Genomic DNA, 13,288 nt, shown 5'->3' on the forward strand with positions numbered 1-13,288 from the left:
CACACATTCACCGCCACAACGGTACGCTTGGTGTCCGCCGTTTCGCCCAACGTTTGGCGAAACCTTGGCTTACTGCTGTTATTGGGTTGGTTAACCTTTAGCGTTGCCAGATTAGCCTGGTTGGTGGCTGCACAACCAAATAACTTTGTTGCCCAGGGTAGCTCGGTTAATTTGCCATTACTGAGTCAACCACAGGCCCAAGCCGGCGTCGACATTGAGACCTTTGCGCAATTAAACCCCTTTGGCAAAGCGGCTGAGGAGGCCGTGGTTGAAACTGTGGCACCGTCGATTGAAGATGAGGCACAGGAGACGCGCCTGCAGCTCGAGCTACAGGGTGTGTTTGCAACCGGTGACGCCACAACCGATAAGGCCATTATTGCCAACGGTGCCAACCAAAGCCTGTATGCCATAGGTGATGCACTACCGGGCGGCGCCAGTGTAAAGCTCAGTAAAGTTCTCGCTGATCGAATAGTGATCGAAAACAATGGTCGCTATGAACTGCTTTGGCTTTACGATGAAAGCTCGCGCGCTAAACCTGCACCTGCGCCAGCGCCTAGATCTATGCGCAGCAGTGCAAAAATTAGCCAAGATGTCGCTCAGCGTTTCGTTAACGATAAAAATTTAAGCGCTGAATCTATCGCCGATGTCGTCAAAATCAGTTTGAAACGCGATGGTCCCGATGTGATCGGTTTTGAAGTGAGGCCGGGCCGGGATAGAGATGTCTTCGATAACTTAGGCTTGCAGTCTGGCGATATCGTCACGGCGGTAAATGGCACTAAATTATCCGATGCGGCTACCGCCGTCGAAGTGGCTAAGTCCTTAAGGGATGCGAAACAAGCCACCTTGACAATTATGCGCCGCGATCAAGAAACCACATTGGATGTATCGTTAGAATAAAAACATTAGAACCTTAGGGTGCTTGGCTTTCGCTAAGTGCAGCAGTAATTGACTAAAAAGAAGAAATCCGTGAAAAAAGCCGTTCTTAATACAACTAAGTTTTTCGCCACCGCTGTGTTAGCAGCAAGCCTCTTTGCTGTCTCTGTTGAAGCGGCCGGCCCCAATTACACCGTCAACTTTAAAGATGCAGACATCCAAGAAGTGGTCAAATATGTCGCCGATACCACCGGCCGTACATTTATTGTCGATCCTTCGGTAAAAGGCCGTATCAAAGTCATCTCCTCTAAAGAAATGACTCAGGATGAACTCTATAATCTGTTTTTAGCGGTGTTGGATGTGCATGGATTCGCAGCCATCGAATCGGGTGATGTGACTCGCATTGTTAGTTCAAAAGAAGCGCGCAGCCTGCCGTTAGAAGTTAAAGATACCGCCACCCGCGGCAGCGACGGCATGATCACGCAAGTGATTCAATTGAAAAATGTCTCCGCCTCTAAAGCCCTGCCGGTGCTGCGCCCCATGGTGCCACAGCACGCGCATATGGCTGCTTATGATCCGAGCAATGCCATTATCATTACGGACACGGAAGCCAATATTGCGCGCTTACAAGAAGTGATCGATCGCATTGATCGCTCCGCCGTTTATACCACCGAGCTGGTAAATCTAAAACATGCCGGCGCCGAAGACTTGGTGCGCATTCTCACGCAATTACAGCGGCAGGAGGCGGGCAAAGCCGGCAACGACAACGCGCCGATGTTGGTAGCGGACAAACGCTCCAACGGCGTGCTTATTTCTGGCGATGATTTAGCGCGCAGTAAAGTAAAAGATTTAATCCGCCGGCTCGATATGCCGCAACAACAAAGCGGTAATGTGCAGGTGGTTTACCTTGAATACGCGCAGGCAAAGCAAGTTGCCACCGTATTGACCAACGTTGTTAAAAACATGTCTAAGCTCGATAAAGCCGAAGGCGCTGCAGCAACGGAAACAAGTGTAGAAGCCGATGAAGATACCAACTCATTATTAATAACCGCTGATCCCGCGACTTTACAATCTTTAAAGTCGGTTATCGCGCGCTTAGATATTCGTCGTGCACAGGTGTTAGTTGAAGCAATTATTGTTGAGATTCTTGACGACAACAGTCAGGACTTGGGTGTGCAGTGGTTGTTCGGTACCAAGAATGGCACCTTCGGTTCTTCGGCACTGCCAAACAGTGCTTTGGGTAGCATTGATGCAGATGAAGACGATGGTTTAGGTGCGATGATTGGTGGTTTAGCTGGTATTACTGGGCAAACACTAGGTCAAGTATCAACCGGAGGCGGCACGGATTTCTTGGTGCTAGTAAATGCGCTGCAAAGTCAAACCGACGCCAACATCCTTTCAACGCCAAGCCTAGTAACATCCGACAACCACACGGCAACGATTAATGTGGGTCAAAACGTACCTTTCGTTACTGGTTCTTTTACTAATAGTAATTCCGATAGCTCCAACCCCTTCCAGACCATTCAGCGTGAAAACGTCGGTATTATGTTGGAGGTGACGCCGCACATTAACGAAGGTAATTCTGTCGTCTTAGAAATAAAGCAGGAAGTATCGAGCATCGCGCAAAATACTGTGTCTGCCACAGACTTGATTACCAATAAACGCACTATCGAAACCAAGGTTTTGGCCAGCGACGGCGAAGTGGTTGTGCTGGGTGGCCTAATGAAAGACGACGTGCAAACCGGTGAACAAAAAGTCCCCTTGCTTGGCGATATTCCACTCTTAGGTAGGCTATTTCGCTCGACCTCTGAAAAGATTGTGAAAAGTAACTTAATGGTTTTTATCCGAGCGACAGTGCTACGCGATGACGATGCCATGCGCGGTGCGACTGCAGAAAAATATCGTTATATTTACGACTTACAACAAAAAACCGGCAGCATGCAAGGCTCGTTTATAGAAGGCCCCGAGCAAAATAAGATGACGCCTTGGAACCCTGGTAACGGCGACCTGTTCATCATGCCTGGCGCTGAAAAAGTTCTGCAAGAAGCTGAGAGCGGTAAGTAGCTGCAATGAGAGAGCTTCTACCTTTTAGTTTTGCGCAAACCCATGGCGTGCTGCTCGCCGGCGATGAACTGCTGCACAAAGCCGGCGTTAATCATCAGGTCATCGTCGAGTTACAACGCCATTACGGCACGGCGTTAAACTTTGTTGAAATTGCCGATATCGATTTCAAACAGCGTTTGAAAGATGTCTATCACGATGATTCGGATGCCGCTCAACAAGCGGTTGCCGATATGGATTTGTCGCAGCTGGTTGATGACATTCCAGAAGAAGGCGATTTATTGGCGGGCAATAATGATGCCCCGGTGATCCGTTTAATCAACGCTATTTTGGCGCAAGCAGTTAAGGCCAAGGCCTCCGATATTCATTTGGAGCCCTGTGAAGATCGCGTTGCGGTTCGCTTTCGCGTCGATGGTGTATTGAATGAGGTGCTGCAGGCGAAAGCGCAGTTAGCGCCACTCATTAACTCCCGTATTAAAGTTATGGCGCGGCTCGACATCGCCGAGAAACGCTTGCCGCAAGATGGTCGCATGTCGGTTACCTTGGCCGGTCACACCATTGATATCCGCGTCAGCACCTTACCGTCTGCCTATGGTGAGCGCGCGGTATTGCGTATTTTGGATCAGGCCGCGGGGGCGTTGAAATTACACCAGCTCGATATGCCGGCAAAAACCCACAAAGCCTTCGCCGGTTCGCTGCAAAAACCGCACGGTATTATTTTGGTTACCGGGCCCACGGGTTCGGGTAAAACCACCAGTCTTTATGCTGGCCTCACCGAGATTAATGATCGCTCGCGCAACATCATGACCATTGAAGACCCAGTGGAATATTTGTTGCCAGGCATTGCACAAACCCAAGTTAACAGTAAGGCCAATATGACCTTCGTGCGCGGCTTGCGCGCCATACTGCGGCAAGATCCGGATGTGGTCATGATCGGTGAAATTCGCGATGGTGAAACGGCGAGTATTGCCGTGCAATCGTCATTAACTGGTCACATGGTACTGTCGACCTTGCACACCAATACCGCGATCGGTGCCATTACCCGCCTATTGGATATGGGTGTTGAGGCCTTCTTGTTGTCCTCTAGCCTCGATTTAATTATGGCTCAGCGCTTAGTGCGACGTCTGTGTGCCTGCAAGAAACCCCATACGCCAACACCGGCGGAGTGCGAGCAGTTAGGTTTTGCACCTGAGGGCGAAATTTTTTCTGCAAATGGTTGCGAAAAATGTAACCAAACTGGCTATCGCGGTCGGGTCGGTATCTACGAGCACATCATTATTGACGAGCAGATGCGCCAGTTAATTCACGAGGGGGCGGGCGAGCAAACCATGTTGGCCTATGCCCGCCAGTTTAGCCCGTCAATTTTAGATGCCGGTAAAGCGCGCATTTTGGCCGGTGAAACCAGCGTAGAAGAAGTGCTACGCGTGACCACCTTGAGTTAAGCCCATGCCTGCATTTTCTTATCAAGCCATCGATGAAAACGGCCGTCAGCAAAAAGGCGTTGTGGAGGGTGACTCCGAGCGCAGTGTGCGCGCCGAATTGCGCGGTCGAAATCTAAAGCCGATCAACGTTAAAGTCGCGAGTGGCAGCATGGGGCGCGACGTACCAGCGCTGTCTTTTTCGTTTCGCATGCCCAAGTTTCATCGGCGTATTAAAGATTCAGAATTAACGGTGTTAACGCGGCAAATGTCGTCGCTGTTGAATTCCGGCATGCCCTTGGTAGAGGCGCTACAAAGTACCGCCAACCAGCAGCGCAAGCAAAATCTCAAAGAAATGATTTTGCACGTGCGCTCGCGCGTACTCGAAGGTCATAGTTTTGCCCAAGCGTTGGCCGAGGCGCCGCACGCCTTCGACTCCATGTATCGCGCCTTGGTGCGCGCCGGTGAAAGTGCCGGTTATTTAGGGCCGGTGTTAGAGCGACTCGCCGCCTATACCGAGGCAACCTTTGAAACACGCCAGCGGGTGCGCATGGCCATGATTTACCCGGTGGTGTTATTGGTGGTGAGCATGGGTGTGATCGCCATGTTGATGACCTTCGTGGTGCCTGAACTTACGTCTGTTTTTGCCCACAGCCACCGCGAGCTACCCACCTTAACCACGGTGTTGATTACCGTGAGTAACTATTTAAGCAATTGGGGCTTGTGGACGCTATTGGCGTTATTGCTCGCCATTATGGGTTTGCAAAAATGGCTGCAAAAGCCGTCGCGCACACTGAAGTGGCACGGCATTATTTTAAGCTTGCCGGTGTTTGGTGAAATCAGCGCGCAAATAAATTCTGCGCGCTTCGCCTCAACCTTGAGCTTGCTCACCGGCAGCGGTGTGCCCTTACTCGACGCCATCAAAATTTCGACCCAAGTTATGACTAACGCGGTGATGGCCAAGGCCAGTGAAAAATTAGCCGTCGATGTACAAGAGGGTTCAAGTTTGTCGCGCGCCATGGAAAAAACCAAATTGTTTCCGCCGCTGTTAGTGCAGATGACCGCGAGCGGTGAATCCAGCGGCGACTTAGATAAACAACTTGAGCACGCTGCGCGCAACATGGATCGCGAGTTGGAATGGCGCTTAGCCGCCGCGCTCGGCATCATGGAGCCTATGGTGGTGGTGGTGATGGGTATCTTAGTGACCGGTATTGTGATGGCAATTCTGCTACCGATATTCGAAATGAACACAATGGTTTAAACCGAAAGTCTGAGGTGTGTTAATGAACAAAATGAAACGGAATCAAGGTTTTAGCTTGATTGAAATTATGGTGGTTTTGGTGATTCTGGGCTTGTTGATCAGTATCGTTGCGCCCAATGTACTCGACAAAGCTGACGGCGCGCGCACGCAAAAAGCCTTTGCCGATTTTAAAGCGATTGAAACGGCGTTAAAGACCTACCGCTTGGATAATTTTATGTATCCATCCAGCGAGCAGGGCCTGGAAGCACTGGTGACAAAGCCCAGTTTAGATCCGGTGCCAAAGCGCTATCCCGCCAGCGGCTATTTGAGCTCTCTGCCGAAAGATCCTTGGGGCAATGTGTATTTATATTTAAGCCCGGGCGAGCACGGTGAAATAGATATTTATTCCCTGGGCGCCGATGGCGTTGCCGGCGGTGAAGGTCAGGCTGCCGATGTGGGCAATTGGATGAGCATGAGCGACTTCGACGAGCAAAATTAACTGTGACGCATGCCCGAGGTTTTACACTCATCGAACTGATGGTGGTCCTGCTAATCATAGGGCTCGCCATCGGTATGGTGAATTTTAACTTGGGCGGCAGTGAAGAGCGGAAAGTTCGACAAGAAATCGACCGCTATTATCAATTGTTGCGCTTTGCCGATGAGAGCGCAGCGCTGCAGGGCGACCTGATTGGATTACTTTTCAGTAGTCAATTTGACGGCCAATACAGCGGCCAAATAGAGCCTACAGTCACCATTAACTGGTTTCGTTACCGGGCTGGCACCTGGGTGCCGGCCGAGCAACCCTTTAGCGAGCTGACCTTGCCAGAAGGCTTAGCGCTAGAGCTTCGGTTGGACGAAGAGCCGGTCGATATCACGAAAGAAGCCGAAACCCCGCAAGTGATTTTTAGTGGCAGCGGTGAAATTTCCAATTTCGAGATGCGTCTGAGTTATCAAGATGCGCCTATCGGTTATATCGCCATCGATGTCACCGGCGATCTGGTTCAGGCAGATAGCTATGAACCTTAAAAACAGCCAGCGTGAAAAAGGCTTCAGCTTGGTTGAGGTGTTGGTGGCCTTGATGATTATCGGCATTGCCTTGCCGGCGCTACTGGGGCAGATGCAATCTCAAGGCGATAGCCAGGCCCTGTTGCGCAATAAAGCCCTAGCGCTCTACGTGGTGCAAAACAAGGTGGCCGAGTACGCGGTTTGGAAGAAGCAAGGCAAGGGTAAATTATCCGATTCCGAAAGCGGTGATGTAGAGCTGGGTGGTGTGCGCTGGTATTGGAAAATGACGGCGAAAAACTTTCAGGATGTACTCGGCCAAGGCTTCAATATGCAGCGCTTGGAGATTAGCGCAGGTTTAGAGCCCGATGAAGCGTTGAGCTCGGTTGAGGTTATTTTTAATGAATAATTTCAATCAGAGCTTACCTAGAAAATCTTCTGATCGAACCAATGGCTTTACCTTGGTCGAAGTATTAATCGCGATTTTTATCACCGCTATTATTGCCACCTTAGCTGTGCAAACCCTCGGCTCGGCTACCGTGTCCATGGAGCGAGGCAAAAGTTTAGGCGACCAGCTTTCTGAAGTGGAAAGATTGTTTTCAGCCATAGAACAGGATTTGCGCTCGGTGCGGGTGGGCCGAAAATTTGAGTTTATCGGCGAGGAAGTGAGCCAGAGTTTAGCGGGTGCCGAAGAAACCAAAGACGATACTTTTCAAGGCTATGGTGAAGTTTACGAAACTCGGGATTTAAAACAACAACGTAAAAACTTGTTGGAAACCTTGGACAAAGATCATCGTTTATTGCGCTTGGTGCGCGCTGATTGGGTTAACTTCGGTCAAGCCCAGCGCAGCGACTTACAGCATGTGACTTACGCCTGGCATCAAGGCGCCATTTGGCGCTTCTTTCGCCCCATAGATAGCGAAATATTTGGCGATGATCCGGCCACCGATGAGGTGTATATCGAAGATGTGTCCTTGGCGCGTCGAATTATTTCCGATGTCAACAATGTCACCGTTAAATACCTTGTGCCGGGCAGTCCCTTTGAAACCGAGAGCAGCTGGTCGAGCGTATGGCCCACCACGGCGACTCGCACCTCGGGCCCGAGCAGCTCATCCTTGCCTCAGGCCGTTGAGGTTGTACTGGAGTTAAAAGAGCTAGGCGAAATAAAGCGCGTTTTTTTATTGGGAGTTGATGGCTGATGCAGCTCTCTAGGCAGCGCGGTGCAGTGTTGATATTGGCCTTACTGATTGTCGCCTTGGTGGCCGGCTTAGCGGTGAACTATGCGAGCCAAATGCAACTGGTGCAGGCGCGCGCGGTGAATGGTTTTTATGGCGCCCAACAAGAGTTGTGGTCGGATTCGATGGTGCCTTTTGCTATCGGTGTTTTAAAATATGATGCTAAAAATTCAGACACGGATCACGCTGAAGAAGATTGGGCTAAGTACCCAGTCAGCGAATCTATACCGGGGGGCAGTTTAATGGGCAGCCTGTCCGACGCGCAGGCGCTCATTAATATCAATAGTTTGGACGGGGGTATTCAGAATCAGTCTAATCCTCTGGACCCAGGCCGTTTTACAGAACCACAGCGGCGTTTTATCCGCTTTTTGCAAACCTTTGATGGCGTAACAGCAGACCCTGAAGATCCCTTGGCTAAGGTGATTATCGATATGAGTTTGGCGGTGGCGATTACCGAAGCTGTGGTCGATTGGATTGATAATGACGACGACACCATCGGCTACGGTGGCGCGGAGGCCTTGCAGTACCAACAAGCGGGCGTCACCTGGGTGCCACCGAATGAATTGATGGAATCGCTGCAAGAATTGCGTTTGGTACAAGGTATTACGCCGGAAATCTATCAGGCCATTTCGCCCTTTTTAGTGGTGTTGCCAAGTAATCAGACCAAGCTAAATATTAATACGATCCGGCCCGAGCGCTCGATGCGTGTTTTACAAGCGCTCAATGCGCCGACTGATTTATTGCCCTTACAGGCGCAAGCGCTTGAAGGTTTTTCTTCGTGGCGTGGTGAAAGTGGTTTTGCTGCCACCAGTGATTTAGCGACCAATCCGGATTTCTCCGCGATATTGCCGGGCACGGCGCTCGATGTGTCCGATTTAACCGTGAGCTCCAAATACTTTTGGCTAAACACCGAAGTACAAATAGAAGACAAAATTGTAAACCGACGTATTCTTTTATTTAGAGACGATAGCGACGTAAAAGTAGTTGCTCGCTACGCCGCTGGCCAAAGCACCAGTTTGCAAAGCTTGATGGATAAAACCTCAAGCGCCGCAACCGGTGATAATAAGGGCGCAGACAGTGGTCGTTCTAATACGAAAAATGACAATAACGACGCGAAGAATGATCGTAAGCGTTAAGAAAAGTAGAAGATCATGACAACAGAATTAGTGACACAGACATCGACCGACGCACCCGCTGAGTTTGCTTTCGAGCAAGCAATAATAGAGGGGCTCTATCTTTATCCCTTGGCGGCTGAGGAAGCGGAAGGGGCTATAACCTATCAATGGCAAACCTACCAGCAGGGCAAGTGGTCTGATTTGTCGGACGGTGATGTTGAGCAGTTACAACAGGCGTTTACGTTATTGCCGGCACATGTTGTCGTAGTGCTTCCCTCTAGCAGTGTGGTTACCCGCCGTGTGACGGTGAGCGAAGTAGAGCGGCGGCACTATAAAAAGCTGATACCTTTTCAGCTTGAAGAAGACATTATCGAAGATGTGGAAGAACTGCATTTTGTCTTTTCTACTTTGGTAGGTGATAGTGTCGATCTCGCCTATGCGGATAAAGCCTTGCTCAGTCGTTGGTTGACGCCGTTATTGGAAAAAAATATCTCCATCAGTTTGGTCACCAGCGAAGCTTGTTTATTGCCGACGCTAGGTGAAAGTGGTTGGAGTTTTTTATTAAAAGACGATCATATCGATTATCGTTTTAGCCGTAACCTCTATGGCACAGTTGCTTTGGGTGTGGCGCCGTTGTTCTTTAAAAGTTTGCTAGCTAAACGCGAAGTCCCAGGTCAGATTGAACTCTTGGCTCAGTCAGATGACAGCCTAGCCGAGCTAACACAGCAATTGCCCGGGGCGTTACAGGCTGTGGTGCAGAAGCGTCGCCTGTTATCGACGCCGCTTGCGGCGAATAGTCTTAACAGTGTCAATTTAGCCGTGGGTTATTTTTTCCCGCGCATTCCTATCTCACGTTGGTGGGCGCAATTGCGTTTGCCGACGCTGCTGTTGGGCATCGGTTTGGCGGTACACCTTGCCGTTGCGTTAACCGAGTGGCAGCTTGCCAGTAGTCGCACAGAAGATGTTAAAGCAGCGATAACCGATCGCTATCGCGCGGCTGTGCCAGTGGGTGCTATTAGTGATCCGCTCAAGCAGTTGCGCAACCAGGTGGATCGGTTAGGCAACACCGGCAACGCGAGTAACGCGCTGTTTATTTTATCAAACGCTGTCCCGGTTCTTACCGCGATCGACGGTGTAGAAGTGAAAAACCTCCAGTTTATTAACGATGCCCAAGAGCTCCGCTTAACTATTCAGGCGCTTGCGTTGGCCGATGTCGATGCGCTCAGTGCAAACTTTAAAGCCAAGGGCTTTGGCGCCGAGGTGTTATCCGTTAACGTCAATCAGGGCGTGCATCAGGCGCGTTTGAAGGTGACTAGAAAATGAATAACCAAAATCCTGTTTCAGAATTTCTTTTTGCTAGGCCGCTGCGCGAACAAACGCTGTTGGCGATAGGCGGCCTTTGTATTGCGCTTATGTTGCTGTGGTTGGTTATCGTAAAACCGATTCATGGGCTGAGAGATGACGCCGCAAAAACCTTGCTGCGCAGCCAACAAGTTTACGCTGAAGTGGATCAACTGGCGGCGCTGCTTGAGGCGAGTAAGTCGGCCGGCGATACCAGTGCGCGTTCGAGTAACGCCAGTATGACCGAAATTATTGATGTAAGTCTGCGCAAGTATGGCTTATCCATCCGCGGTATTCAGCCGGGTCAGCAAGGTGAGGTGTTTGTGCGCCTTGAAGCTTCACCTACGCAATCGGTTTGGCAGTGGCTGTATGAGATGGAAGCTGTGGTGGGTGTAAAAGTAAACGAGCTGACCATCAACCCAACCGAGAAAGAAGGCTGGGTGTTATTAACGGCGCGACTTGAACAAACGCGCTAGGCGCAGAAATAAAAAGAAGTGAACGGTTTATGAAAATTTGGCGTTGGGTTGTTCTAGGTGTTGCATTACTTTTGGTTTGGGTGCTGTTACTCGCGCCGCCAACGCTGGTTGCGAATCTTGGCGCCCAGGCTGGGCTGCAGCTTCAGGGCGTGTCCGGTAGCCTGTGGGCTGGTAGTGCAAAATCTGCTCGTTTGCAGATGGGTAAGGTACGCGGCAGAAATCTCATTTTTGATATTGGCGAGCTGTCTTGGCGCTTGGAGCCGCTGTCGTTACTCGCGTTAAACGCCTGTGCCAAGGTGGAAACTCAGCTGAGTGTTCAGCAACTTAACGGCCGAGTGTGCGCCTCAGCGGCCGGTAATGTGTATGCCGAAAACGTGAGGATCAATTTTCCCGCGAGTTTTATCGCGCTTATGGCGCCGTTAGATGCTGGTGGTCAGGTCATGCTGGCCTTAGATGAGCTGCAGTTGTCTGGCGCGCAGGTTGAGCAGATGGCCGGTGCTGGGCGAATTGAAAATTTAACGGTGTTAATAGGAAAAAACTGGCAAAATTTTGGCCATTTAAACTTTCACGTATCCGCGGCCACGGCACCTAATACAGGGTTTGATTTTAATCTAGCCAGTGACGATGGCGCTTTACAGTGGCAGGCCAATGCGCCCGACGTGCGTTTAGGCAATCAAGGCTTTGAAATGCATCTGCGCTCGACCCTAAAATTGTCCGAATCCTATCAATTACAGTGGGGTAATGGTTTGGCCATGATGGGCTTCGAGGAAAAGGATGGCGCTTATCTAATCGAAACACGGTTGCCCTAAATGCTGCGTTTTGTCTTAGTCCTGTACTTCGCGAGCTTGTCTTTTAACAGCCAGGCGGAATGGATCTATAAAACCGATGCCATTATGGGCACTGAAATCAGTGTGTATTTATGGCACGACGAGGCTGTTGTAGGCGAGCAAGCAGCGCTGGCGGTGATGGCCGAGATGCGCCGTATCGATCAGTGGCTAAGCCCTTGGATAGAAACCAGCGAGCTCTATAAAGTCAATCAACAGGCTGCATCTGCACCGATTGCGATCAGCGAGCCACTGGCCGATCTAATTGCGCGCTCGATCTATTACAGTGAGTTGAGCGGCGGTGCTTTTGATATTACCTTTGCCTCCGTTGGCTTTAGCTATGATTATCGCGCCAAGGTTCAACCTAGCGACGCCGATCGGGAGCGCTTACTACCGGCCATCAATTACAAATTACTGACTTTAGATCTCGATAAGTTAACCCTAGCCTATGGTCACCCAGATATTCGCATCGACTTGGGCGGTATCGCTAAGGGTTATGCAGTCGATCGGGCGGTAGAGGTGTTGCAAGGGTTTGGTGTGACTCATGCAACGGTTAGCGCCGGTGGCGATAGTCGACTACTGGGCGATAAGCGCGGTCGACCTTGGATAGTCGGGGTGAAAAACCCGCGCGATGAAAAAGCGATGGCGCTTAAATTGCCTTTAGATAACACGGCCATATCGACCTCCGGTGACTACGAGCGGTTTTTTGTCGACGAAGCGACCGGCGAGCGCATACACCATATTATTAACCCGCAAACCGGCAAGGCCACCCGAGGTATCACCAGTGTGACGGTTTTGGGTCAACAAGGCTTCGATACCGACCCCCTCTCAACCACGGTATTTGTCTTAGGCGTGGTAAAAGGTTTGGCTTTGATCGAGCAGTTGCCGGGTTTCGATGTAATAATTATCGATTCCAGCGGCAAAATGCATTTCAGTAGTGGTTTAATGCCGCCTGCGGAGAACTAAGGGCAAAGCCCTGCTTGCGGGTAGGTTTCAAGCGTTAGGGTGAGTAGAATTCGCTAAATGTGGGATACTCCAAGGATTTTGTACGGGCGAACCGGTAAGCTAGCTACTTTTTGTGTCAATCTAGTTGGCGTGCCGTGTCGATGTTTTAGCCGACTGGGTTTGGCCTTGGCCTAATCTGGCATATATAACGAAATAAGTTCGGGGAAGTAAGGATGTTGAAAAGCAACCAATGGCGGCACTGGGGCGCAAGCGCAGTCTGTGCAATAGCGCTAGGAATCGCCAGCGCACAAGCGCAGGAAGCCAGTGACGTAGAGGCATTAAAGCAACGGGTGTTGGAGTTAAACCGAGACTTGTTGATCCTCGAAGAAGAGTTGTTATTTCCCGCCAATACCCAGATGAGCGTTTTCCTCTCTATGGATGTAGGTAAGTTTTTCACCCTCGATTCGGTGAAACTGATGGTGGACGATCAGCTAGTGGCGAGCCACCTTTATACCCCCCAACAACTGGATGCACTGTTTCGGGGCGGCGTTCAGCGTCTTTATTTGGGCAACCTAAAAGCCGGTGCCCACGAAATTAGCGCCATTTTTGTTGGTCAGGGCCCTGATGGGCGGGATTACAAGCGCGGCGCAAGGCTTACCATCGATAAAGATGAAGATCCCAAGGTGTTAGAGGTTCGCATCACCGATTCGACGGCGCGCATGCAACCCGAGTTTGATATCAAGGAATGGGATAACTGA

14 protein-coding genes are annotated in these 13,288 nt (G+C 50.5%); all 14 read left to right on the forward strand.

Annotated elements, in window-relative coordinates:
• Positions 1-30 precede the first annotated feature (30 nt).
• The 14 genes from gspC (at position 31) to ACGHTT_RS00300 (ending at position 13,288) form a co-directional block, all read left to right on the forward strand.
• On the forward strand, positions 31-897 hold the full coding sequence (gspC, locus tag ACGHTT_RS00235) for a type II secretion system protein GspC (RefSeq protein ID WP_390592791.1): 867 nt from the start codon (positions 31-33) through the stop codon (positions 895-897).
• 69 nt (positions 898-966) lie between these two features.
• Positions 967-2,937, forward strand: a complete 1,971-nt coding sequence (gene gspD / locus ACGHTT_RS00240; RefSeq protein ID WP_390592792.1) for a type II secretion system secretin GspD — start codon at positions 967-969, stop codon at positions 2,935-2,937.
• Positions 2,938-2,942: 5 nt separating this feature from the next.
• Complete coding sequence (locus tag ACGHTT_RS00245; RefSeq protein WP_390592794.1) at positions 2,943-4,376, forward strand: GspE/PulE family protein; 1,434 nt, start codon at positions 2,943-2,945, stop codon at positions 4,374-4,376.
• A gap of 4 nt (positions 4,377-4,380) precedes the next feature.
• Entirely contained in the window at positions 4,381-5,613 is a 1,233-nt protein-coding gene (gspF, locus tag ACGHTT_RS00250) for a type II secretion system inner membrane protein GspF (protein ID WP_390592795.1), read from the forward strand.
• A 31-nt stretch (positions 5,614-5,644) separates the two neighbouring features.
• Positions 5,645-6,091 (forward strand): type II secretion system major pseudopilin GspG, encoded by a 447-nt coding sequence (gene gspG, locus ACGHTT_RS00255; protein WP_390595094.1) that lies wholly within the window; start codon positions 5,645-5,647, stop codon positions 6,089-6,091.
• 2 nt (positions 6,092-6,093) lie between these two features.
• Positions 6,094-6,618: a type II secretion system minor pseudopilin GspH gene (gene gspH, locus ACGHTT_RS00260; protein WP_390592796.1), complete on the forward strand. Its 525-nt coding sequence runs from the start codon at positions 6,094-6,096 to the stop codon at positions 6,616-6,618.
• Positions 6,608-7,003 (forward strand): type II secretion system minor pseudopilin GspI, encoded by a 396-nt coding sequence (gene gspI / locus ACGHTT_RS00265; protein WP_390592797.1) that lies wholly within the window; start codon positions 6,608-6,610, stop codon positions 7,001-7,003. The genes gspH and gspI overlap by 11 nt, the downstream gene beginning before the upstream one ends.
• Positions 6,996-7,793 carry a type II secretion system protein GspJ gene (locus ACGHTT_RS00270; RefSeq protein WP_390592798.1) on the forward strand — a complete coding sequence of 266 codons (798 nt, stop codon included), beginning with the start codon at positions 6,996-6,998 and terminating at the stop codon, positions 7,791-7,793. Before gspI ends, ACGHTT_RS00270 begins: the two co-directional genes overlap by 8 nt.
• Positions 7,793-8,965, forward strand: coding sequence for a type II secretion system minor pseudopilin GspK (gene gspK / locus ACGHTT_RS00275; RefSeq protein ID WP_390592799.1), 1,173 nt, complete (start codon positions 7,793-7,795; stop codon positions 8,963-8,965). Before ACGHTT_RS00270 ends, gspK begins: the two co-directional genes overlap by 1 nt.
• A 15-nt stretch (positions 8,966-8,980) precedes the next feature.
• A complete protein-coding gene (gene gspL, locus ACGHTT_RS00280) occupies positions 8,981-10,267 on the forward strand; it encodes a type II secretion system protein GspL (protein ID WP_390592800.1) in 1,287 nt (428 codons plus the stop codon).
• The gene (gspM, locus tag ACGHTT_RS00285) at positions 10,264-10,761 is read left to right on the forward strand and encodes a type II secretion system protein GspM (protein ID WP_390592801.1); all 498 of its coding nucleotides are present in this window, start codon (positions 10,264-10,266) and stop codon (positions 10,759-10,761) included. The genes gspL and gspM overlap by 4 nt, the downstream gene beginning before the upstream one ends.
• A gap of 29 nt (positions 10,762-10,790) precedes the next feature.
• Positions 10,791-11,570, forward strand: a complete 780-nt coding sequence (gspN, locus tag ACGHTT_RS00290; RefSeq protein WP_390592802.1) for a type II secretion system protein N — start codon at positions 10,791-10,793, stop codon at positions 11,568-11,570.
• On the forward strand, positions 11,571-12,551 hold the full coding sequence (locus ACGHTT_RS00295) for an FAD:protein FMN transferase (protein WP_390592803.1): 981 nt from the start codon (positions 11,571-11,573) through the stop codon (positions 12,549-12,551).
• Between the two features lie 212 nt (positions 12,552-12,763).
• The gene (locus ACGHTT_RS00300; protein ID WP_390592804.1) at positions 12,764-13,288 is read left to right on the forward strand and encodes an AraC family transcriptional regulator; all 525 of its coding nucleotides are present in this window, start codon (positions 12,764-12,766) and stop codon (positions 13,286-13,288) included.

This window comes from Simiduia litorea, from assembly GCF_042853465.1.
Taxonomy (GTDB): Bacteria; Pseudomonadota; Gammaproteobacteria; order Pseudomonadales; family Cellvibrionaceae; genus Simiduia; species Simiduia litorea.